We start from the raw sequence: 20979 nt of genomic DNA on the forward strand, positions 1-20979 counted from the left end.
GGCTGCGCTCAGAGTTGCGCGCGCGGGGATTCGTCGAGGGTGCCGTTTCTGCGGGCTTCCTCCAGCCAGCGGGGGACGACGGTGCGGCGGAATTCGGCTTTATTCGCGCGCTCTTCGTCCATCTTCGTGAGGCCGATGGCGAGCTGGGCTTTTTCCTTCGTCGAGATGTCGGGAAGCTCCACGGGACCGTTGTGGCCGTGCGCGGCGAGCACGCGGGAGAGTTGCAGGCGGGCTTCGGCGACGCGTTCGAGTCCGGCGTCGAGGATGCGGGCGCATTCGAGCGGGGCGTGGAATCCGGCGCCGTGGGAAGCGGCGACAAAATCCCAGCGCCATTGGGCTTGGCGGATGAGTTTGAGGACGGGTGCCATCCCGGCCTCGGTCGCGCCCTTGTCCCAGGCGGCCTTCGCCTCGAAGTGGGCGCGGACGAGCTGTTGTTCGATGCGCGCCATCATGTCCACGATCTGGCGCTGGCGATCGGTGACGTTTTGCACGAGCACGGCGGCGTCCTGCCGATGGCAGACCTGGCAGGATTCGCTGATGTTGGCGAGGGGGCTCCGGATCTTGTGATGGGTGAATTTCTGGCCGCCTTCGGTCTTGTAGGGCATGTGACAGTCGGCGCAAGAGACGCCGCGCTGGCCGTGGATGCCGAGCCTCCAGAGTTCGAAGTCCGGATGCTGGGCCTTGATGACCGGCGTGCGGCTGACGGCGTTGACGAAGTCGGTGAATTCGATGGCGTCGTAATACGTTTCCATGTTCTCGACGCTGCCGCCGTTTTTCCAGGGGAGAGTGACCACCTGGCCGCCGGGGACCTTGTTTTTGTCGAAGTAGTATTCGACGTGGCACTGCGCGCAGACGAGCGAGCGCATTTCCTGGTGGGAGGCCTTCGCGATGTCCTTGCCGGTGAGTTCCTGATACGCGGTGCGCAGGTGGGGACGGGTGATGGTGAGGTTCATCGTGACCGGATCGTGGCAGTCGGCGCAGCCGATGGGGTTGGTTATCTCGTGGCCGAGGTCGGACCATTTCTTGCGGAAAAACTCGTCGTGCCCGAGCTGGTTCATCATGCGGGGCACGTCGGGAGATTTGCAGACCCAGCAACTGGAGGGTTGCGGTCCCTCGCCGGCCTGCATGGGCGCGCCGGTGCGGAGGGTGTTGCGTACGTCCTCGACGGCGTAAACGTGGCCGCGCGGGTGGTTGTAATCCTTGGAAAAGGCGTAGCCGGCCCAGAGGATGACCTGGCGGGGGTTTTCGTCGAGGGCGTCGAGGCCGTGCGCGCCGACGACGGGCGGGGTGAAGCTCATGTCGGCGGTTTCCATCAGGGTGTCGTATTCGCGAGGCCATGACTTGCTCCATTCGGAGTTGCGCGCCTCGAAGGGTTTTGTTGTCGCGGTGCCGCGGGGCGTGGTGACGGCCACGATCTCGGCGCGGCGTTCGACGACCGAGGCGGCGAGCAGGCCGAGGAGGAAGACGGCAACCATGGAGCCGGCAAAGAGGAGCCAGCCGAGGAGTGTTTTGTTTTTCATGGCGAGGAAGGCAGGGGGAGGGTGTCGGAGGTGGTTGAGGATGCAGGCGGCGTCGCAGGGCGGGCCTGGAGCTCGCGGAGCCAGTCGGGCACGGGCGAGGCGGGGTAGGGGACGCGGGCGTCGGGCGTGGCGGAGAGGCTGTTGCGCGTGCCGTGCGGGACTTCGCGGTGGCAGTCCCAACAAAAACGTCCCTCGCCGTGGGCGCGGCTGGCGAGCGTGGTGCCGGTGGTGGCGACTTTCTCGTTGAGGTGGTTGTGACAGCGTTCGCAGTTGGCCTGCACGACGTTGGAGCCGGCCTCCTTGATGCGGATGACCTGCGGCTCGGTGCGGAGGGTGAAGATCGTGGAGTGGTAGAGGCCGTCCTGTGCCTTGAAGGCGTATTTTTTCAGGACGTTGTCGTGGGGGACGTGACAGTCGTTGCAGGTGGCGACGAGCGCGTGGGAACTGTGCGCGTAACTGGCGTAATACGGACCCATGACATGGCAGTTGACGCAGGTTTTCGGTTCGTCGGAGAGGTAGGAAGCAGCGTTGGAGATGTAGACGAGAAAACCCGCCACGCCGGCGAGGCAACCGCCGGCGAACATGAGGGCGTAGAAAAGTGTTCTGCGAGGACGCAGCATGGTCGGGAAAGCCGTCCGTCAGGGAAGCGGGCGGCGAGGGAAATGGTCTTGGTCGGGGAGGATGCTGGCCCGGAAGGGGAGGAATCGGCAAGGATCGGATTCGGGAAAAAGACGAACGGCTTGATTTAGATCAAGTCCTTGTCGGGGAGATAAGGATTTTTGCTGGTTGTCGTGACAAAAGATACGGCCTCCCCGAGGCGGCCCGGATAGTGTCACGTCCGTTCGACAGGGGTCAGCCATCCAGTTGCCGCCTGGCGCCGAGCCACGCGGCGGCGAGGGCGAGGGTCGACCAGGCGGCAGTCAGCGTGGCGAGCCAGCCGGCGGCATGCGCCACCCACCAGCCGGTGAGACGGCCGGCCTCGATGCCACTGAAGGCGGCGCGCTCCGCCGCAAAGAGCACCGTGATGCGAAAGGCATCGAGCGGGTTGAGCATGAGCGGGAGCACCCAGAGATCGGGATGGTTTTGCATGAACGGTGCGCCGGCCAGAGCCAGTAGCAGGAGATCGGCGCCGAAAAGGAGCACGAGCCATGCGGCCATCGCGACGATCAGGCCGCGCACGCTGTCACGTATCCAGAATCCGGTGGCAAGCCCGGTCAGCGCGCACACCGCGCTCACGCCGGCGGCGCCCGCGGTGGTGAGGAGCAGTTCGGACGAACCCGCCCCGGCGAGGGCGGTCGGAAGAGCAAGCAGGCCGGCGGAGGCGGCAGCGAGGAGGGCGAGCATGGCCGCCTTGCCGGCCAGCCACGGACCAATGCCGGCGGGTTGCGCGAGAAGCCAGGGAAATTCGTCGGTTTCGGCCTGGGCGGAACTGAGGCCGAGCAGGAGCGCGGAGAGCGAGACCGCATAGAGCACCGCATGCAGCAGCCACCATGCGGCGCCTCGCGCGAGGGCGTCATCCGGCGTGAGGAGCGGGAGCAGGCCGGCGGCGAGCACCAGGGCAAGGTGCGCATGGAGGAAGCGGTTGAGCCGGTGGCTGAGCCATTCGCGTCCGGCGGCGGCGCAGGCGATTTGCGTGAAGGCGGGCAGGACGGGCGAGACGGGTGTCATGGGAAAACCGGATTCACAGGCGAGGCGCGGCGGCGGACGGGGACAGGGGCGAGGGCGAATGCGGAGGCGGGCATGTCGTCATTGCCGGCGTGTGCCGCATGTCGGACTCCGGAAGGGTGTGGCGAAGGAAGGCATGGTAGTGGCGGCGAAGTTCGCCGGGCGGGATCTCGCCGCCGGAGCGTCCGTCGGCGAGGAGCACGCAGCGGTCGATGCGATTTTCCCATTCGCCGAGCAGGTGCGTGGCCATGAGGATGGTGCGGCCGCGGCGGGCTTCGCCGGTGAGAAAATCCTGCAAAACTTCGCGCCACTCGGGATCGAGGCTGAGGCCGGGTTCGTCGAGCAGGAGCACGGGCGCGTCGGCGAGGGCGAGGACGGCGAGCGCGAGGCGCTGGCGCAGGCCACCGGAGAGTTTGCCGGTAGGCATGTCCGAAAAATCGGCGAGACCCCACGCATCGAGCGCGTCGGGCACCGCGCGGAGAGGGCGTCCGCGAAGGCGGGCATGGAACGCGGCGACCTGGGCGACGGTGAGCCGCGGGTGAAAACGGGGGGCTTGCGGCAGCCAGGAAAGGCTGGCGAGCGCGCAGCGGCGCGAATGTTGCAGATCGTGGCCGGCGATGCGGATGGAGCCGGCGTCGGGCGCGCTCAGTCCGGCGAGCAGACGGAGCGCGGTGGTCTTGCCCGCGCCATTGGCACCGATGAGAAGGGTGATGGCGCCCGGTTCGGCGACAAAATCGAGGCCGCGGAGCACACGGCGGGAGCCGAAGGATTTGGCAAGGCCGAGGGTGTGGATCATGGCGTGGCGGGAACGGGTTCCGGGACGGTTGGCGATGGCGCGCCGGCGAGCGGGGCGGGATCGGTGATGCCGCTGATGCCGGGCAGTGCCAGGCGGCTGTGGATGAAGCGGAGCAGGCGTTCCCCCGGGCTGGCCGAGAGAAGTCCGATGGCGGGGAATGCGCGCCGCCAGGGTCCGAAGAGATCGGGTTCGCGGTGAGAGAGATCGGCGACACCGTCGCGGTTGAGGTCGAGGGCGAGCGCGCCGTCCCAGCGGTTGCCGCGGCCGTCCACCGCCCAGGTGTTGCCGGTGTTGCGACCGCTGGTTTCGACGGGGTGGATGTTGCCCGAAAACGTGTTTCCGGAAAACGCGGTGTCGCGGGTGCTGTCGCTGACCCGGAGGCCGATATGGTTGTTGAGAATGCGGTTGGCGCGGACGGTGTTGTGATTGGAGTTTTCCATGAAGAGCCCAAGCGTGTTGCCCTCGATGAGGTTTTGTTCGATGCGGGTGTCATCCACGGACTGGAGGAGCAGGCCGTAGGCGCGATGGCTGCGGTTGGCGGTGAACCGGTTTTCGCTCAGGTGGATATTTTTCGAATACATGAGGGCGGCTCCGGCCGCATTGGCGGAAAAGGTGTTTTGTTCAAAAACGTTATCGTCGGAGTACATGTAGTGGAGGCCGTACCGCACGCCGGTGATGGTGTTGCCGCGGACGGCAGTGGCGTCGGTGAAGGAAAAATAGATGCCGTCGCGGGCGCCGCTGATGGTATTGCCGGTGATGCGGTGTCCGGCGGAATTCCAGAGATGGATGCCGTTGCCGCGCCGGTCCTGGACGGATTCGATTTCGCAGAGTTCGGCTTCGCCGGGCCTGAGGCCGGCAGCGAGCGGATCGGCGACGCCGGCGATGGAACCGGCGAGGGTGCCGTCGCCGAGGATGACGTTGTTTTCGATCCGGCAGTCGGCGGCCTTGCGCACATAGATGCCGTGGAGGCTGTCGAGGATGCGATTGTCGTGGATGAACGCGCGCGCGGCGGAGATGTGGATGGCGGCGTGATCGGCGGAGAGGTCGCGCCCGGAGCTGCGAAGGGTGAAGCCGCTTATCTCGACATCCGGCGCGCGGATGGCGACGACGTGCGTGCGGCGGTCGCCGCGAAGGATGACGGGCGCGTTACCGGCAGATGCGGGAGGATCGGCCAGCAGGCGTAACGATTTTTCGATGACAAAAGGCCCCTGGTAATCGCCGGGCGCAACGACAAGGGTGTCGCCGGGAACGGCGGCTTCGATGCGGGCGCGGAGTTCGTCGCCGGGAGTCGAGGGCCGGGCGACACAGACGGACTGGCCTGCGCCTGCGACGAGGCCGAACATCAGGCACAACAGATGGAGGCGCGGGGCTCTCATGATTCAGGCAAGGTTTCCCGGCGGGAGCACCACATGGCGAAGGAGATCAGGAGCGGCACGAGCGCGAGGCACAGCGCGCCGGACTGCGGAAGACTGGTCTGGATGAAATTGGCGATCTTCTGGCTGCCGAACATGACCGGCGTGAACGGCTCGATGGTCATGGGCGCGCGCGGGTCGAGCTGATGGCCGTAATTGTAGAGGCGCAGGTAAAAGTTGCCGAGCGAGAAGGCGGTGAAGTAAATGAAGAGCACGCCGAGATCGACGAGGCTTTGCATCCGGCCGATGAACGCGGCGCGGAGCGCGAGCAGCCCGAAGACGCCGAAAGCGAAAGGCAGCCAGGTCATTTCCGCGAAGTCGGCCTGCGCGAGCGGCTTCATGCCGATGTAGTGGTTGAGGGTATTGATCTCGTGGAGATCCTGGCCGCCGTTGCCGCCGACGAGCTTGTGCGAATAGATGTGCAGGGCGAGGCCCTCGCGGTATTGCGGGGCCACGAGATGGATTTTCCAGAGCGGAAGGAACACCGCCGCCACCAGCACCGCGGCCGCCGCAAGAACGAGCAACCGCGAGGTCAGGCCGAGCGGGCGGCGCAGGAAACGGTATTCGCGGGCGAGAAGATTTTTGATCATGGCGGGCGGTGGCGGCGGGAGTGGAAGACGGGGAGAGGGGCGCGCCGGCGCGCGTCGGGCGACGGGGACGTCGCCCCTCCGGATTACGACTTCGGTTTTACGGCGAGGTAGCCCTGCATTTCCTGATGGAGGGCGGAGCAGAAGTTGGTGCAGTAGTAGGGAAACACGCCGGGCTTTTTTACCTTGAGCCGGAGCGTCTTTGTCTCGCCGGGATCGATGATGATGTTGACGTCCTGTTCGGCCAGGGCGAGACCGTGGATCATGTCGGTGGTTTGTTCGACGTTGGTGACATGGATGACGAGCTCGTCGCCTTCGTTGACGTCAATGCGGTCGGGAATGAAGCGGCTGCGGATGGCGACCATCTTCACTTCAACGGTATTGCCGTGGCGCGTGACGGAGGCGTCCTTCGCGTCCCAGATGGCGTGCGGATGCGTGCTTTCGGCTTTGGGATAGACTTCGACGGGCTTGATCGTGTCGGCCTTGAGAATTTGCGCGAAGTGCGGTTCGGGTTCGGTGAAAGCTTCGTAGATCATCTCCATTTTCTCACCGGTGATGTCGATGAGCTGGCTCGACTCGGGCTGCGAGGGGCCGACGGAGATGTGGCGGCCCTTGGAGAGCTTGTTCATCGCGACGAGATATTTCCCGTAAGGCTCACGGGTATCGCTGCCGCCGACGACGAGGTGGCCGATGTTGTAGTGGACGTCGATCTTGTCGGTGACGACCTGGTTGAGGTCGGCGCGTTCGGCATCGGTCCACGGCGGAAGTTTCCATCTGGCGACGGCGGACTCGATGTAAAGCGAAGTGTAGGCGTTGCCCTTGCCGTCGTATTGGGTGTGGAGCGGGCCGAGGCCGACAGGCACTTCCCCTTCGAGCACGGATTCGTAACGGATGACGGGCACGCCGCGGAATTCGGTTTCGAACTCCTTTTTTCCGATGGCAGCCCGGATTTTTTCGAAATCGAAAACGGAGGTCACCGGCTGGAGTTTTCCGGCGGCCGCGATCCAGCGTCCGGAGGGATCGGTGTCGATGCCGTGGGGGGACTTGGGTACGGGCAGGAAATAGAGGACACCGGGCACTTTTGCCGGATCGATCACGGGGACGCCGGAGAGAAGCGTGGCGCGGCCATTGCGGACGGCCGCCTCGGCGGCGCGCCAGTTGACCACGGCGGCGTAGTCGCGGTCACGCTGCGTGGAGGTGGCTTCGAGCGTTTCATGCGCCATCTCGGTGTTGTAGGAAGTCCAGAAGGCCCAGCCGCTGCTGGGTCCCTTGCCGGTGGAGCCGAGGTCCCAGTTGAAGGGCGGCGTGAGGATTTGCCAGCCGACGCTCATCTCGCCGGTTTGCGGGTCGACGCGGATGCCGCTGACCATGCCGTTGAATTCCTTTTCGTAGTCGGCGGGATCGGCGTAGCGACCCTTCGGGAGCGGTACGGAGAAACGGGTGGCGACGAGTACGTATTCGGTGTTTTCGGTGACGAAGGACGAACCGTGGTTGCCGCTGGAATTGGGGATGGGACCCAGGATCTGGTGCGTCTTGAAGTCGCGGAGATCGATGCGGGCGATGCGATTGTTGGCGTTGTCGTTCACGAAAAGCCAGCGGCCGTCGTAGCGGCTGCCGGTCTGGGAAAGGCCGGGATGATGGACGTCGCCCCAGGTGAAGTCGCCGAGCATTTTTTTCGTTTCCTCGTCGTACCCATATCCGTTTCCTGGATACGGAGAGAAAACAGGGATGGTGGCGATGTGGCGCATGGAGGGCAGGCCGGCGACGAACACCTGGCCGGAGTGTCCGCCGGAATAGAAGAGGTAATACTCGTCCATCTCGCCGGGCGCGATCCAGGTGCGGGCGGCGGCGGAGCCGGATGCGCCGGATTTTCCGGAGGCGGACGAGGCGGAGCCGGGAGGATTGCACCCGGAAAGAAGGAGCACCGTAGCGAGCGTGGCGGCGATGAAGCAAACAGCCGGGGCGTGGTGGCGGGCGGGACGGGAGGAGCGTGTTTTCATGACTGGTGGTCGATGTGGACGGGAGGGCGGGGGAATGGACGGGGGAGGGGGGCTGCTATTCGACGACGAGTTCGCCTTTCATGCCGACCTGAAAGTGGCCGGGGAAAGAGCAGACGAATGCGTAGTGTCCGGGCATGCCGGGCGCCTTGAAGGTGACGGTGTCGCTCTCGCCGGGGCCGAGGAGTCTGGTGGAGGCGAGGATGCGGGTCTTGTATTTGGCCGGCACGTAATCGGTCTTCACGGCCTGGGCGGCGTCGTTGACGAAAGTGACAGGATCGAGCCCGGCGGCGAGGACGACGAGATTGTGGCCCATGGAAAACTTCGGCATGGTGCCGACGTTTTTGAGCGTGACCGAGAGCGCTTCGCCGGGTTTGGCGCGGATTTCGGCGAGGCTGAACTTCATCGAGTCGTTTGCGGTGATCTCGACGGCGCGACCCGTGGCCGGCTGGGCGGAGGCGGGGGCGGCGGAGGCACTCTTGCCGGAATCCGCGGGACCGGACGACGGTCCGCAGCCGGCGAGGACCAGCAAGGTCAGGCCGGCGATTGCGACGAGTGGAAGGCGGGAGAAGCGGATAATGGTTTTCATAAGCGTGGAGATGATAGCGCCGGGAGAGAGCGCGCGCCTTGATGTGTATCAAGCGGGAGCGCACATATGCGCCGATTCAGGGGGAAGGGGCCTCGGCGCGGAGGCGGGCGACGGTTTCGATAGCGACCGCGGGACCGTCATTGCCCCAGGCCTGGAGCACCCAGGTGAGCACGGCGGCAATGTCGGCATCGGAGAGCGGCAGTGGCGGCATGACGCTGTTGTATTCCGTTCCATTGACGGTGACAGGACCGGAGAGGCCGTGGAGAACGGCCCTTGCGTCGCGTCGGGGATCGGCCAGCAGGTAGTCGGAGCCGGCGAGCGGCGGGAAAATCCCGGGCAGGCCGCGGCCATCGGGCTGGTGGCAGGCGGCGCAGGTTTGGGCAAAGATGCGTTCACCACGGAGGAGAGGATCGTCCGGGAGGGGTTCTTCGTTTTCGGAGACGACGAGAGAGTCGGGCAGATCGCCGGCGGTTCCGGCGAGAGGAGGGGAAAAAAGGTGCCGCCGGAGCACCACGGCAGGAACCCACGCGAGCAGCGCTACCGGAATGACGAGCAGTCCGAGAGTAACGCGTGTGAGGACGGGCGGGCGGGGAGGATCGGCTTCGGCCATGCGAGCCAGTCTGGCAGAATCCACGACCGCGTGCCTTGACCCATATCAAGGCAAGGCCCGCCGGTTGCTGGCATACTGCGAAATCATGTCCTCCCGATTTCTTTGTTCTCTTCTCGCCGGAATGTTACTGTGTGCATGGGCGGCTCTGTCCGGATCGGGGGTGGCGTCTGCCGCATCCGGAAAAGAAGACGAGCGCGTTTTCCAGGTTACGGGAGTCGTCCGCGCCAGGCTCGATGGCGGGCAACTGGTTGTCGAGCACGACGAGATTCCCGGATACATGCCGGCGATGACGATGGCGTTCACACCGGCGAGTCCGGAAGAGGCCAACCGGCTGAAGGTGAACGACCGTGTCCGGTTTCGTCTGCGGACGGGTGGCGGACGGTCGCTGGCAGAGGCGTTTGTCGTGACCGGGCGCGCCGCTGCTCCGGAAAAACCGGCGGCCTCGTCGGCAGGCAACCCGCGCCCCGGACGGCTGCGCGAGGGCGATGCCGTGCCTGCGTTCTCGCTGCTGAACGAGCAAGGGAGGTCTTTCACGGCGGAGGCGCTGCAAGGACGCTTCACGGTGGTGACTTTTATTTTTACACGTTGTCCGGTGCCGGAATTTTGCCCGGCGATTTCGCTGAAGTTCAGACAACTCCAGTCGGCCGTGCGGACAGAATTGCCGGCGGATACCGCCAGCAAGGCGCGACTGCTGGCGATCACGCTCGATCCGGAATTTGACCGGCCCGACATCCTGAAAGCCTATGGAGAGGCGATGGGCGCCGACCCGGCGACATGGAATTTCGCCACCGGGAAAAAAGAGGAAATCGATGCGCTCGTGAAGGCGTTCGCGGTGTATCGGGAAACCAATGGCGTGACACTCGACCACACACTGACCACGGCGCTGGTCGGGCCGGATGGCCGCCTGGCGGAAATCTGGCGAGGCAATAGCTGGACGGTGGACGAGGTCGTCGCGAGTCTGAAGAAATCCGCCGATGTCGCGGGGCATTGACGCATGTCAAGGCGGGTCGTCCGGTCGTATGCCAGAATGAGCCCATGAGCTCCTCTCCTTCCCGTACGCTTCTCGAAGCCACCGAGGCCGGGTCCATCGACCTTGCCGCATCAGTCCAGACTTCGGCTGCCGGCATTGTCAGCCGCACCGTCCTGCAGACACCGGATCTGCGCGTCGTCCTCTTCGCCTTTGACGAGGGTCAGGAGCTGACTGCGCACACCAACCGCCGCCGCGCGCTCATCCAGGTCCTGAGCGGCGCCTGCGAATTTCTCTTCAACGGCGAGTGGCAGACGCTTCCGGCAGGCGCCCTCCTGCACCTGCCTCCGAACCACCCGCATGCGGTGCGCGCTGGCCAGGGTCCGTTTTCCATGCTGCTCACGCTCGGCGCGGAATCGGCCGAATGAAGAACAACGAAAAATCCGACCACACCCATCCGATGAACCATCCGATCCCTGGCGACAACGCCCCCACCGGTGCCGCTTCGACGAACCCGACACGCTTCGATGTGCGCAGGATTCCCTGCCGTGTGAAGCATGCGCAGATTTTCCAGCGCTGGGCCGACCTGCCGGTCGGCGGGCACTTCGTGCTCGTGAACGACCATGATCCCGTGCCGCTCTACTACCAGTTCGCGGCGCAGTTTCCCGGCGCCTTTTCGTGGGAATACCTCGCGACGGAAGCGGACGAGTTCCATGTGAAAATCACCCGGCTGGCCGCCTCTCCGGCCGTGCCGCCGGTCGCGCCGCCGCCGCGTCCGGGCGCGCCGGTCTGCCGGCACGACCGCGCCGGGGAGGCGGAAACGGCGACCGTGGACGCCCGCGGTCTGGAACCGCCGGAGCCGATGATGCGGATCCTCGAGGGCGTCGAATCGCTCGCCCCCGGCGCGGAGCTGGTGGCGTTCACCGACCGGCAGCCGCTTCACCTGTACCCGGAACTGGATACGCGCGGCGTGGCGCACGCCAGCGAACAGCAGCCGGACGGAAGCTGGCGGACGACGCTCCGGCGGTCGTGACCCCGGGGGGCCAGGCCATGACCACCACCGTACCGGCGTCCGTGGCCGCGCGCCCGGCTTCGGGTCCGGCGTCACCGGCGGCACGCGCCGCTCCGGGCGTGCCGCTCGTGGCGGGCGCGCGGTTGCCGCTGGCTTTCATCGCGCTCGGGCTGGCGGCGTTTGGCGTCGGGGCGGCCTGGCTGGCGGCGGAGCCGTCGTTGTTGTCGGTGCCCTTCCTGCATCCCCGGCTGGTCGCTTTCGTGCATGTGTGGCTGCCGGGTTTCCTGCTGAGCATCTGTATCGGCGCGTTGTATCAACTGATGCCCGTGGTGCTGGGCGCGCCGTTGAGGGCGGATACGCGGTTGCTGTGGGGTCACCTCGGTTTGCAGGCCGCCGGCGTGGCGATGCTCGCGGGGGGATTCGCACGCGCGCAGTTCGGGTGGGTGGCGGCCGGCGGAGGGCTGGTGACCGCGGGAGTCGTCGTCCTGGTGATCGCGGTGTGGCGGACATTTCTCGTCGCTTCACGACGTGACGCGGCGGCGTGGAGTTTCCCGCTCGCGGCGAGCTGGCTGGGAGCGACGGTGCTGCTCGGTGTGGCGCTCGCGCTGGCCCGACGCTGGTCATGGGCATCGTTGCCGGCGCCGGTGACGGATCTGTTGCGGGCGCACGCGCATCTCGGGCTGGCCGGGTTTTTTCTGACGCTGTTGCAGGGGACCACGTTCCAGCTCGTGCCGATGTTCACGATGGGCGAGGCGCGGCGTCCGGGTCTGGTGTGGGCGGGGCTGTCGGGGACGCAGGCCGGACTGCTGCTGCTGGCGCCCGGGTTGGCCTGGCGGATCGAATGCCTCGGACACGCCGGCGCGCTGGCGCTCGCGGGCGGCATGGTTTGCTCCGGTCTGGCCCTGCGGGCGACGCTGGCTTCGCGAAGGCGGCGTGTGCCCGAACCGGGTATCCGCGCTTTCGTGACGGGAGCAGGATTGCTGGCCGCGGCCACGGTGGCGGGAATCGCGCTGGTTTTCATGCCGGGTGGCACCGAACCGTGGCTGCGCACGATTTCGGCCTACGGGATTCTGGTCATCGCGGGCGGCCTGAGCCTCACGATCCTCGGCATGCTGTGCAAGATCGTGCCCTTCCTCGTGTGGATGCGCACCTACGGGCCGCGCGTGGGCCGGCAACCGGTGCCCGTGGCCACGTCGCTTTCCTCGCGCAGGCTCGAAAAAGGCTGGTATGCCGCGCACCTCGCGGGCGTCGCCCTGCTCGTGGCCGGTGTATTCGCCGCTTCGCCGACCGTGGTGGCGGCTGGAAGTCTGGCGCTGGCGGCGGGCGCCGGGCTGTTTCTCGCCAACATGCTGCGCGTGGTCGCCCACCTGTGGCGTCCGCAGACCGGCCTGACGGCGAGCGCGCATCCGGCGGTTTCCCCTTCGGGCATACTGAAAAATTCCATTTTCCGGACAGGCGAACCAACCGCGAATGGACGCGAATAGAATACAATAAACTCACATGGATATAATTATGCATTTCATAGGTTTTTCTGAATTCGCGTCTGTTCGCGTTCATTTGCGGCTAAAACGGTTTTCTCAAAGTTCCCCTTCGTGATTTTTTTATGAATACGTCACCTGCCACTCCCTTGCCCGAGCCGTCCTCCGCGCCGTCTTCCGGAAGCCTTCCGGCCGCGCCGTCGCTCGCGGATGCGTTGCGCGCCGCTTTCCGGCGCGTCTACGATCCCGAGTTCGGCGTGAGCGTCGAAGACCTCGGGCTGATCTACGACATCCGTGTCGATGCCGGCGGACAGGTCGTGATCGAAATGACGCTCACCTCGATGTATTGCCCGGCGGGCGAAGTGATCCTGGCCGGCGTGCAGTCCGCGGCCGAGGCCGTGCCCGGAATCACCGGAGCCGAGGTCTCGCTCGTCTGGACGCCGGCCTGGACCCCCGACCGCCTGAGCATGGAGGCGCGCCGTCAGCTCGGATGGGACGATCCGCCGCTCCGGCCATGACCGGTTGACTTGATCCAGATCAAGGCACGGGGCGGGCGCGGGTGATATTGTTGAGACCGAGACTCTGTCTCTCTTACGATCATGAGCACCACCGCCTCCGATTCTTCCGCTCCGGGCCTGTCTTCAGACGGCCGGGCCGATTTCGCCAAACTTCCCGGTCACTGGGTTCTTGCCCGCATGGGCAAGCGTGTGCTGCGTCCCGGCGGCCTCGGTCTGACCCGCCGGCTGCTCGCGGCCCTGGAGATCGGGGCGGGCGACGACGTGGTGGAATTCGCGCCCGGCCTGGGGGTGACGGCGCGCCTGACGCTCGGGCGCCGGCCGGCATCCTGGACGGGGGTGGAGCGCGAGCCGGCCGCGGCCGCGCAGGTCGGCCGGTTGCTGGCCGGCCCGGCGCAGCGGTGCGTCGTCGGCGAGGCCGGGAAAACCGGTTTGCCGGGCGGGAGCGCCAGCGTGGTTTACGGGGAGGCGATGCTCACCATGCACGGCGCGGAACAGAAGGCGGAGATCGTGCGCGAGGCGTTTCGCCTGCTGCGGCCGGGCGGGCGCTACGGCATCCACGAAATGGCGCTCGCGCCCGACAGCGTCGCCGACTCCGTCAAACGCGACATCCTGCACGCGCTCTCCGGCGCGATCCGCGTGGCGGCCCGGCCGCTCACCGTCGCCGAATGGAGGATTGTCCTCGAACGCGAGGGCTTTCTCGTGCGCGTCGCGGAGACCGCGCCGATGCACCTGCTGGAGCCGCGACGGCTGATCCGGGACGAGGGTTTCTGGCGGGCGTTGCGGTTTGTCTTCAACGTGCTGCGCACACCGGAAGCGCGCCGCCGCGTGCGGGCCATGCGAGGGGTTTTCCGCCGCTTCGCGCCGCATCTGGCGGCCGTGATGCTCGTGGCGGAGAAGCCCGCAGACGCCGGTTCTCCCCACTCCGCGGCAGCCGGCCGCTGACCTGAAGCCGTCCCTCACTCCTCACTTCACCATGTATCCGAAATTCCCGCTTCTTTTCCTGATCGCAGTCCTGCTGCCCGTCGCCGTCCCGGCGGCGGCTGTGCCGTCCCGGGCCGCCGAGCCTCCCGTGAAGCTCGACGACATCCATATTACCGGCGAGGCTCCGCCGGCCGCGCCGGAGAACGCCGGCACGGATGCGAACCGCCCGGCGATCGATCGTATGGCTTCCGGCACGACATCGATCGGAGCTGCCGACTACGCCGGCGCCACTCCGCGCACGCTCGGGGACATGCTGCGACTCGCCCCCGGCGTGCAGGCGCATGCGCGCGCCGGCGACGATGTCCGCCTCTCCATCCGCGGCTCCGGTCTGCAAAGCGTGGTCTTCACCAAGGCGCGCGGCGTGGACGTGCTCCTCGATGGTCTCCCGATCAACAGTGCCGACGGCAATTTCGACTACGGCCTCATCAGCCCGCTTTCCGTCCGCACGGTCGAGGTCTGGCGGGGCGCCGCCGCCACCGCGCTCGGCAGCACCACGCTGGGCGGCGCGCTCAATCTCATCACGCCGACCGGCCGCGAGGTCGTCCTCGCAGGCGGGGGCGCGGGGGCGGATGGCACGGCCGGCAGCGTGCGCGTGGACGGCGGCAGCTTCGGGTTCTTCCGGAGCGCCGCCTCCGCCGCCGTTGTCCGCGGCGCATGGGACGCCGCCGTGCATTACCAGTACCAGACGCAGGACGGGTTTCGCGACTACTCGGCGGGCGATTCGCAGAAGGTGGCCGCCAATATCGGCTACACCTGGCGCGAAGGCGCGGAGAACCGCATCTACCTCAACGCCTCCCGCGTTCACCAGCAGGTGGCCTTGCCGGTCACGCGCGCGCAACTGGAGGACGACCCGTCGCAGGCCGGCACGCTCAATCCGTCGACGCGTCCGTTTTTCGACGTGGACACGGTGCGCCTCGCCGACCGGCTCACCCTGGCCGGACCGGAAGGACGGGCGGAGCTCTCCGCCTGGTACCTGTACCGCGACGTGGATTTTCGCCGTCCCTCGACGCCGCCCTCCGGCTACCGTCTCGGTCCGGGCTGGCTGAAGGCCCGGACCGACGACTTCGGCGCGCAGGCGCGCATCGAACGCGAGGGAGAAGTGCTGGGCCGCGCCAACGTCCTCTCCGGCGGCGTGCGACTCACGGCCATGAACGGCCGCGAGCGGCTTTACGCCAACAACGCCACGCTCCGGGGAGACAAGTTTGCTGACGGAGATCTCTTCGCATGGAACGCCACGCTTTTCATTGAGGACGACCATGCCCTGACCGACCGCCTTTCGCTCCTGATCGCCGCGGAGGCGACGTATGCGTATCGGGAATACGATGACAATTTCAACGCTTCGGGCGGCGATGTGTCGCGCGATCTCGACTTCTCCAATGTCTCTCCCTCGCTCGGCCTGCGCTGGGCATTCACCGACAAATCGCAAGCCTTTGCCAGCGTAAGCCGCAGCTTCGAGCCGCCGGCTTTCGGCGACCTGATCGCCATCCCCCTCGTGCCGCCCCCGCCGCAGCGGATCACCGTGCAGTCGCTCGATGCGCAGGAAGCCACCACGCTGGAAATCGGCACGCGCGGCGAGCACGGCCGTTTCCGGTGGGAGGTGTCCGTCTACCGGAGCTGGCTCGACGGCGAGTTCATCCGCTACGACGACGGCGCCGCCACGGGCAACCAGGTGGGACGCAATGCGGACAACACGATCCACGACGGCCTCGAAATCGGCCTCACCACCCGTATCTGGGGCGGGCCGGATGCGGCTTCGCAGCGGGTGAGCCTGAGCCTCGCGTATTCGTGGAATCGCTACCGGTTCGATGACGATCCGGTCTTCGGCGACAACAAGCTCGCCGGCGTGCCGATCCACACGCTTTTTGCCGAACTGCTCTACGAGCATCCGGACGGGTTTTATTTCGGCGCCAACCTGACCGGCAGCCTCGAAAAATATCCGGTGGACAACGCCAACACGTTTTACGCCGACAACTACGTGCTCGCTGGCCTCCGGGCGGGATGGAGCGGCCGGCGTTTTTCGGTCTGGTTCGAGGCGCGCAATCTCGCCGACAAGGCCTGGACCGCCGCCACGCAAAACGCCACCGATCTCGGCGGAAACGACTCCGACCTGTTTTTCCCGGGCGAGGGCCGCGCCTTTTATGCCGGCGTCGAGTGGCGCTGGTGATCCGGCTTGCCGGGGCGGCGGCGTTCGGTGATCCGATTATCCGGACAGCCTGCCTGAATCCTGCGCGCACATCGCATGTCTCCGTCTTCCGAATCGCTTTTGTCCGACACGGACCCGGCGCCGTTCCGGTCGCCGGCGGCGTTCCGGATGTTTCAGGTGGCCTGGGTGTGGCTGCTCGTTGCGGCCTTGACCGGGACCTTCCTGCGCGGGTGTTTTATCCGGCCGCCGGCGTGGGTCGTGTACGGCAACTGGCTGCATGCGCATTCGCATATCGCGCTGCTCGGCTGGGGCGGCAGCGCGCTGTTTGCGCTGGCGATCCGGTTTTTCGTGCCGGCGGGAGACATGCGCTGGCCGCTCCGGCTGTTTGTCGTCGCGCAGATCGGCAACGCGGGCATGCTGGCGACCTTCCCGGTGCAGGGATACGCTCGCGAGAGCATCGCGTTTTCCACGCTGCACCTCGGCTGCTTCGCGTGGTTTGCCGTGCGCCTGTGGCGGGGTAACCGGGCGTGCCCGGCGGCGCGGCCTTTCCTGAGGGCGGGAGTGGTTTTCCTGCTCGTGTCCGCCCTCGGTCCGTTCGCCCTCGGGCCGCTGGCGGCGACCGGACTGAAGGAGTCTCCCTGGTACACGCTGGCGGTGTATTTCTACGTGCACTTCCAGGCCAACGGCTGGCTCCTTTTTCTCCCCGGCGCGGCCCTGTTGCAATACCGGCACGAGCGCGGCATCCCGTGCGCGGAGAACGGGGCGCGGCGCGCCGCCGGGTTTTTCGCGTGGGGCTGCGTGCTGACGTTTGCGGTTTCGGCGCTCTGGATGGACCCGCCCGCATGGGTCCGGTGGACGGCGGCGGCGGGCGGGGTGCTGCAACTCGCGGGGTGCGTCTGCGCATGGCGTATGCTCGTGCCCGGCCGCTGCGTCCCGGTGGCCGCGCGGGCGGATGCCGGCGTTGGCGGCGGCGTGTATGCCCGCCGGTTGCTCGCGGTCGCGGGAGTGGCCTTTGTGCTGAAATGCGTGCTGCAACTGGCGGCGGTGTTGCCCGCACTCGGCGAGCTGGCTTACGGGGGGCGCAACATGCCGGTGGCTTTCCTGCACCTGGTGTTTCTCGGTGTCGCCAGCCTCGCGATTCTGGCGCTGGCGGCCGGATGCGGCTGGCTCCGGCCGGTTCGCCGGATACGTGCCGGAGCATGGGTGCTTGTCGCCGGTATCGGTGCGACGGAGGCGGCTCTCGTCTGGCAGTCGCTGGCCGGGGTGTGGGCAGGGTGGCCGGTGGTGCCGGGTTTTTACGCGATCCTGTTTTTCGGATCACTGGTCATGGTGACCGGCATCTGCCTGTTGCGTCCGTGACGCCGATCAGCGGATGGACGTACCGGCGTGGCCATTTCCCCCCCCGAGGGGGCGCGAAGGCCTCGCGCCCCCTCATCCGGTATCGGGAACATCCCGGGAAAAGTGGACCACCCACACGTCGGACTCGTGCTTGACGATCTCGTGAGAAAACCCGCTTGCACCCAGCACTTCGTAGAGAGGAACCGGTTCGAATGGCGCGATCAGACACAGGGTCTGCCCCGGTTCGAGACGGGCAACGGCGGCCAGAATCGCCGGCAAGGGAGGACGATTCCGGGCGAGCAGAGGGCGGACATCGAGTTCGACAGGTGACTGGTGTGGTGCAGACATGGCGATGCAGGCAGGTTATCAGGATGATTTTCTCCGGGAAGTCTTTCTCCGGGAAGTCGGACCCGGCGGCGTTTTTCGCCCTGTTGCTTTGAGCGTGCCTCTGGCGGTCCACTTGCGCAATTCCTCTCGCCACCTTGTCAGCGCGGTCAGGCGAGAGGGAAACGGGACGTGGCCGCCGAAGGTCAGGGCGCCAATCGTTCCGGCCAAGGCAAAATCGGCATAAACCGGCTCATCGCCGAGAAGGAAGCTCGATTGGTGCAACATCAGCTCGAACGGTTCAAGCAACGCCTCCGCCTGCCGGAACAGAATCCTCGAATCGCGCCGCCATTGATCGAGGCAGCCTTTCCCGAAACGGCGTTCCTTGTGCCGGATGCTTTCGGTCCGCTCCACGATGTCCCTGATCCGGGGAATGCGATGCGGATCCGCCAGTTTGAAGGTGACCGACTCGACTTCGTTTTCGATGTGCGGAATCAGGATTCGCTGAATGCCTTCCAGGGGCGCCGGGAAGAGCCGGCCATCAGCGAATTGCCGGTCGATGTAGCGAGCGACATCGAGCGTATCGGGTCCGGTTTCATACACAACGCTCCGCCCGTTGACGATGACGGGGACCTGGTAATAGCGGCCGGCGGTGAGGCGAATGATCGCGTCGCGTCGGTGAACCGGGACCTCCGCGGTCCGGAAAGGCACTCCGAAAGCCCGGAGAACCGCGGTGACAGGAATGCAATAAGGGCTGTAGGCGAACTGGTAAACGGTTGGTTTCATACGATGGAAGGGAAACACGCCAGGCTGGCAGGATATGGCTGGTTCGCACGCATGGCCATTCCGACGGCCTGAATGTTTCAGATCAGGATTGCATTTCCTATTTTCTATCGTACTACGATATGTTCAAGTTTTTTCAGCCGTTCCGGTCCGGCGCCACCGGCAGACCACACAGGACAGGTGATCCGTAACCGACCAGACGGATGCACCGGTGGAGCGTCTCCGCGGGAACACTCACCAGCCTGACTCGCGCAGTACGGATCGGGACGGCTGATCCGGTTTTTGACCACCACCATGAGCGTAGAAGACATCAAAAGAGGCAGCCGCGGCTTGCGCTGCAGTCTGGCCGAAGCCCTGAATTCCACCGCCAGCCATTTCGGCGAGGACGATTTCCAACTCCTGAAATTTCACGGCAGTTATCAGCAGGACGACCGTGACCAGCGCATCGAACGGCGCAGGGCCGGTCTCGACAAGGCCTGGCAATTCATGGTGAGAAGCAAGATTCCCGGCGGGGCGCTTACCGCAGCCCAGTATCTGGTGCATGACCGCATGGCTGACACGTTGGCCAACGGCACTCTCCGCCTGACCAACCGCCAGGGTATCCAGATGCACGGCGTGCTGTTTGGCTCGCTGCGTGAATGTATCCGCCAGATCAATGCCTGCGGCCTCACCACTTGGGGAGCCTGTGGTGACATCGTGCGCAACACCATGGCTTGCGCCACGCCGCTGCGCGATGCGGTGCACCGGGAAGTCCAGGCGCTCGCGGCGGAAATCAGCCGCACGTTCTACGCCCGCAGCCGGGGCTACAGCGAAATATGGCTGGACGGGGAAAAGCTGCCGCTGATGCCCGAAGAAACCGATGATCCGGTGTATGGTCAGGCCTGGTTGCCGCGAAAATTCAAGATCGGCATCGCCGTGACGCCGCGAAACGATGTCGATGTCTTTTCGCACGGTGCCGGGCTGGTCGCTCATGTCGTGGATGGAAACATCGAGGGTTACAGCGTTTTTGTCGGTGGTGGCTTCGGCATGGCTCACGGCGTCGTCAAGACGCGCCCGGCATTGGCCCAGCCGTTGTTCTACGTGCCCAAGGGCAAAATAATCGACGCGCTCAAGGCCATCGTGGCGGCGCAACGCGATCACGGGCGGCGCGACGACCGCAAGCAGGCCCGGCTCAAGTATCTCATCCTGACGCGTGGCGTGGACTGGTTTCGCGATGAAGTTCTCGGCCGTTTCGGCGAGGCGGTCGAGCCCGCCAAATCTTTCCGGTTTGAAACGGTGGAAGATCTGCTGGGCTGGTACGAGCAGGGCGATGGCAGGCTGTTTTGCGGTCTCTGGATTTCGGACGGGCGCATCCAGGATGTGGATACGGTGATGCCGGCCTGGCGGTCCGCCGTGAGGGAAGTGCTTGTCCGGCTGGGTTGTCCGCTGCGGATCACGCCAAACGCCAACCTGCAACTTTGCGACATCGCACCCTCCGATCGTGATGCGGTTGACTCTATCCTTGCAAGCCACCGGGTGCCGGCTCCTGCGGCGCTTACCCGGGCGCGGCTTATGTCACATGCCTGTGTGGCCCTGCCGACCTGCGGACTCGCCCTGGCGGAAAGCGAGCGGGTGTTTCAGGGAGTACTGGATCGCGTTGACGAAATCCTGCATGATCTCGGTTTGGCCGATGAGCCCTTGCTGATCCGCATGACCGGGTGCCCCAACGGGTGTGCCCGTCCTTACAATGCGGACATTGCCTTTGTCGGCCGTGCGCCCGGGAAATACGCTCTGTATGTCGGCGGCTCCCACCGGGGCGACCGCCTCGTGTCGCTGCTGGAGAAATCCGTCGCGATTGAGGACATCCCTTCACGAGTCCGGGCGCTTCTGACCGATTTTCTTGCTAACCGTAAAGAGGACGAACCTTTTGGCGATTATTGGCACCGGACCCAAAAACAGGGGGAGTCTCCCTGTTCAGAGCAGTTTCACGAAGAGCTGGTGGCGCGTGCCCGGCGGCTTCAGGCAGTCGGGCGTGTGGCTGGTGAGGAGTGACCGGACCCGAAATCAAGCCTTCCGAATCCCGTGCCCCCAATTTTCGTAACTCCTTCAATAAAAAACCCTCCGAAGCGATTCGGAGGGTTTCAAATTGGGTGCAGGGGTTGGATTTGAACCAACGACCTTCAGGTTATGAGCCCCAATAGGGAATATTGATTATCAATTAGTTAATTGTAATTTTAGGAAATCTTTGGTTTTTTCTTTGGTTTCTGTTGCATCGGGATG

The 20979-nt window shown here is 65.6% G+C and carries 20 protein-coding genes; 9 read left to right on the forward strand and 11 right to left on the reverse strand.

What is annotated here, in order from left to right:
- Nucleotides 1–8 precede the first annotated feature (8 nt).
- The 9 genes from nrfA to OPIT5_23155 all read right to left on the reverse strand — a co-directional run bounded on the left by nrfA (nucleotide 9) and on the right by OPIT5_23155 (nucleotide 9176).
- The gene (gene nrfA / locus OPIT5_23115) at nucleotides 9–1520 is read right to left on the reverse strand and encodes a cytochrome C nitrite reductase subunit c552 (GenBank protein AHF92682.1); all 1512 of its coding nucleotides are present in this window, start codon (nucleotides 1518–1520) and stop codon (nucleotides 9–11) included.
- Nucleotides 1517–2140: a cysteine hydrolase gene (locus OPIT5_23120; GenBank protein ID AHF92683.1), complete on the reverse strand. Its 624-nt coding sequence runs from the start codon at nucleotides 2138–2140 to the stop codon at nucleotides 1517–1519. The genes nrfA and OPIT5_23120 overlap by 4 nt, the downstream gene beginning before the upstream one ends.
- Nucleotides 2141–2372: 232 nt before the next feature.
- Nucleotides 2373–3188, reverse strand: a complete 816-nt coding sequence (locus tag OPIT5_23125) for a hypothetical protein (GenBank protein ID AHF92684.1) — start codon at nucleotides 3186–3188, stop codon at nucleotides 2373–2375.
- A gap of 13 nt (nucleotides 3189–3201) precedes the next feature.
- On the reverse strand, nucleotides 3202–3981 hold the full coding sequence (locus tag OPIT5_23130; GenBank protein ID AHF92685.1) for an ABC transporter: 780 nt from the start codon (nucleotides 3979–3981) through the stop codon (nucleotides 3202–3204).
- Nucleotides 3978–5357 (reverse strand): carbohydrate-binding protein, encoded by a 1380-nt coding sequence (locus tag OPIT5_23135; GenBank protein AHF92686.1) that lies wholly within the window; start codon nucleotides 5355–5357, stop codon nucleotides 3978–3980. The genes OPIT5_23130 and OPIT5_23135 overlap by 4 nt, the downstream gene beginning before the upstream one ends.
- Nucleotides 5354–5983 carry a hypothetical protein gene (locus OPIT5_23140; GenBank protein AHF92687.1) on the reverse strand — a complete coding sequence of 210 codons (630 nt, stop codon included), beginning with the start codon at nucleotides 5981–5983 and terminating at the stop codon, nucleotides 5354–5356. The genes OPIT5_23135 and OPIT5_23140 overlap by 4 nt, the downstream gene beginning before the upstream one ends.
- A gap of 83 nt (nucleotides 5984–6066) precedes the next feature.
- Entirely contained in the window at nucleotides 6067–7980 is a 1914-nt protein-coding gene (locus OPIT5_23145) for a nitrous oxide reductase (GenBank protein ID AHF92688.1), read from the reverse strand.
- Between the two features lie 55 nt (nucleotides 7981–8035).
- Nucleotides 8036–8566, reverse strand: a complete 531-nt coding sequence (locus OPIT5_23150) for a hypothetical protein (GenBank protein AHF92689.1) — start codon at nucleotides 8564–8566, stop codon at nucleotides 8036–8038.
- Nucleotides 8567–8642: 76 nt separating this feature from the next.
- Nucleotides 8643–9176, reverse strand: a complete 534-nt coding sequence (locus OPIT5_23155; protein AHF94662.1) for a hypothetical protein — start codon at nucleotides 9174–9176, stop codon at nucleotides 8643–8645.
- Between the two features lie 121 nt (nucleotides 9177–9297).
- Here OPIT5_23155 and OPIT5_23160 point away from each other — a divergent pair, with 121 nt between their 5' ends.
- The 8 genes from OPIT5_23160 (at nucleotide 9298) to OPIT5_23195 (ending at nucleotide 17634) form a co-directional block, all read left to right on the forward strand.
- Nucleotides 9298–10167, forward strand: a complete 870-nt coding sequence (locus OPIT5_23160; protein AHF92690.1) for an electron transporter SenC — start codon at nucleotides 9298–9300, stop codon at nucleotides 10165–10167.
- Nucleotides 10168–10211: 44 nt separating this feature from the next.
- Entirely contained in the window at nucleotides 10212–10571 is a 360-nt protein-coding gene (locus OPIT5_23165; protein AHF92691.1) for a cupin, read from the forward strand.
- Nucleotides 10568–11176, forward strand: coding sequence for a hemerythrin (locus OPIT5_23170; GenBank protein ID AHF92692.1), 609 nt, complete (start codon nucleotides 10568–10570; stop codon nucleotides 11174–11176). Before OPIT5_23165 ends, OPIT5_23170 begins: the two co-directional genes overlap by 4 nt.
- Before the next feature lie 17 nt (nucleotides 11177–11193).
- Complete coding sequence (locus OPIT5_23175) at nucleotides 11194–12639, forward strand: hypothetical protein (protein ID AHF92693.1); 1446 nt, start codon at nucleotides 11194–11196, stop codon at nucleotides 12637–12639.
- A gap of 119 nt (nucleotides 12640–12758) precedes the next feature.
- The gene (locus OPIT5_23180) at nucleotides 12759–13151 is read left to right on the forward strand and encodes a metal-sulfur cluster biosynthesis protein (GenBank protein ID AHF92694.1); all 393 of its coding nucleotides are present in this window, start codon (nucleotides 12759–12761) and stop codon (nucleotides 13149–13151) included.
- A gap of 81 nt (nucleotides 13152–13232) precedes the next feature.
- Nucleotides 13233–14093, forward strand: a complete 861-nt coding sequence (locus tag OPIT5_23185) for a methyltransferase (GenBank protein AHF92695.1) — start codon at nucleotides 13233–13235, stop codon at nucleotides 14091–14093.
- Between the two features lie 31 nt (nucleotides 14094–14124).
- Nucleotides 14125–16296, forward strand: coding sequence for a hypothetical protein (locus tag OPIT5_23190; GenBank protein ID AHF94663.1), 2172 nt, complete (start codon nucleotides 14125–14127; stop codon nucleotides 16294–16296).
- 75 nt (nucleotides 16297–16371) lie between these two features.
- Nucleotides 16372–17634: a hypothetical protein gene (locus tag OPIT5_23195; protein ID AHF94664.1), complete on the forward strand. Its 1263-nt coding sequence runs from the start codon at nucleotides 16372–16374 to the stop codon at nucleotides 17632–17634.
- 72 nt (nucleotides 17635–17706) lie between these two features.
- On the opposite strand, the gene OPIT5_23200 is transcribed toward OPIT5_23195, so the two are convergent.
- Nucleotides 17707–17961 carry a hypothetical protein gene (locus OPIT5_23200; GenBank protein AHF92696.1) on the reverse strand — a complete coding sequence of 85 codons (255 nt, stop codon included), beginning with the start codon at nucleotides 17959–17961 and terminating at the stop codon, nucleotides 17707–17709.
- Nucleotides 17962–17979: 18 nt separating this feature from the next.
- Complete coding sequence (locus OPIT5_23205; protein ID AHF92697.1) at nucleotides 17980–18723, reverse strand: glutathione S-transferase; 744 nt, start codon at nucleotides 18721–18723, stop codon at nucleotides 17980–17982.
- Nucleotides 18724–19014: 291 nt separating this feature from the next.
- On the opposite strand from OPIT5_23205, the gene OPIT5_23210 reads away from it, so the two are divergent.
- On the forward strand, nucleotides 19015–20751 hold the full coding sequence (locus OPIT5_23210; protein AHF92698.1) for a sulfite reductase: 1737 nt from the start codon (nucleotides 19015–19017) through the stop codon (nucleotides 20749–20751).
- Nucleotides 20752–20979 lie beyond the last annotated feature (228 nt).

The organism is Opitutaceae bacterium TAV5 (assembly GCA_000242935.3).
Taxonomy (GTDB): Bacteria; Verrucomicrobiota; Verrucomicrobiia; order Opitutales; family Opitutaceae; genus Geminisphaera.

Bases quoted from the DNA above. Each gene is read 5' to 3' on its own strand.
- OPIT5_23150 (AHF92689.1), bottom strand. From the start codon at position 8,566: ATGAAAACCATTATCCGCTTCTCCCGCCTTCCACTCGTCGCAATCGCC.
- OPIT5_23195 (AHF94664.1), top strand. From the start codon at position 16,372: ATGTCTCCGTCTTCCGAATCGCTTTTGTCCGACACGGACCCGGCGCCG.
- OPIT5_23160 (AHF92690.1), top strand. From the start codon at position 9,298: ATGTTACTGTGTGCATGGGCGGCTCTGTCCGGATCGGGGGTGGCGTCT.
- OPIT5_23140 (AHF92687.1), bottom strand. From the start codon at position 5,983: ATGATCAAAAATCTTCTCGCCCGCGAATACCGTTTCCTGCGCCGCCCG.
- OPIT5_23205 (AHF92697.1), bottom strand. From the start codon at position 18,723: ATGAAACCAACCGTTTACCAGTTCGCCTACAGCCCTTATTGCATTCCT.
- OPIT5_23165 (AHF92691.1), top strand. From the start codon at position 10,212: ATGAGCTCCTCTCCTTCCCGTACGCTTCTCGAAGCCACCGAGGCCGGG.
- OPIT5_23155 (AHF94662.1), bottom strand. From the start codon at position 9,176: ATGGCCGAAGCCGATCCTCCCCGCCCGCCCGTCCTCACACGCGTTACT.
- OPIT5_23145 (AHF92688.1), bottom strand. From the start codon at position 7,980: ATGAAAACACGCTCCTCCCGTCCCGCCCGCCACCACGCCCCGGCTGTT.
- OPIT5_23125 (AHF92684.1), bottom strand. From the start codon at position 3,188: ATGACACCCGTCTCGCCCGTCCTGCCCGCCTTCACGCAAATCGCCTGC.
- OPIT5_23135 (AHF92686.1), bottom strand. From the start codon at position 5,357: ATGAGAGCCCCGCGCCTCCATCTGTTGTGCCTGATGTTCGGCCTCGTC.
- OPIT5_23120 (AHF92683.1), bottom strand. From the start codon at position 2,140: ATGCTGCGTCCTCGCAGAACACTTTTCTACGCCCTCATGTTCGCCGGC.
- nrfA (AHF92682.1), bottom strand. From the start codon at position 1,520: ATGAAAAACAAAACACTCCTCGGCTGGCTCCTCTTTGCCGGCTCCATG.
- OPIT5_23180 (AHF92694.1), top strand. From the start codon at position 12,759: ATGAATACGTCACCTGCCACTCCCTTGCCCGAGCCGTCCTCCGCGCCG.
- OPIT5_23200 (AHF92696.1), bottom strand. From the start codon at position 17,961: ATGTCTGCACCACACCAGTCACCTGTCGAACTCGATGTCCGCCCTCTG.
- OPIT5_23170 (AHF92692.1), top strand. From the start codon at position 10,568: ATGAAGAACAACGAAAAATCCGACCACACCCATCCGATGAACCATCCG.
- OPIT5_23185 (AHF92695.1), top strand. From the start codon at position 13,233: ATGAGCACCACCGCCTCCGATTCTTCCGCTCCGGGCCTGTCTTCAGAC.
- OPIT5_23130 (AHF92685.1), bottom strand. From the start codon at position 3,981: ATGATCCACACCCTCGGCCTTGCCAAATCCTTCGGCTCCCGCCGTGTG.
- OPIT5_23190 (AHF94663.1), top strand. From the start codon at position 14,125: ATGTATCCGAAATTCCCGCTTCTTTTCCTGATCGCAGTCCTGCTGCCC.
- OPIT5_23175 (AHF92693.1), top strand. From the start codon at position 11,194: ATGACCACCACCGTACCGGCGTCCGTGGCCGCGCGCCCGGCTTCGGGT.
- OPIT5_23210 (AHF92698.1), top strand. From the start codon at position 19,015: ATGAGCGTAGAAGACATCAAAAGAGGCAGCCGCGGCTTGCGCTGCAGT.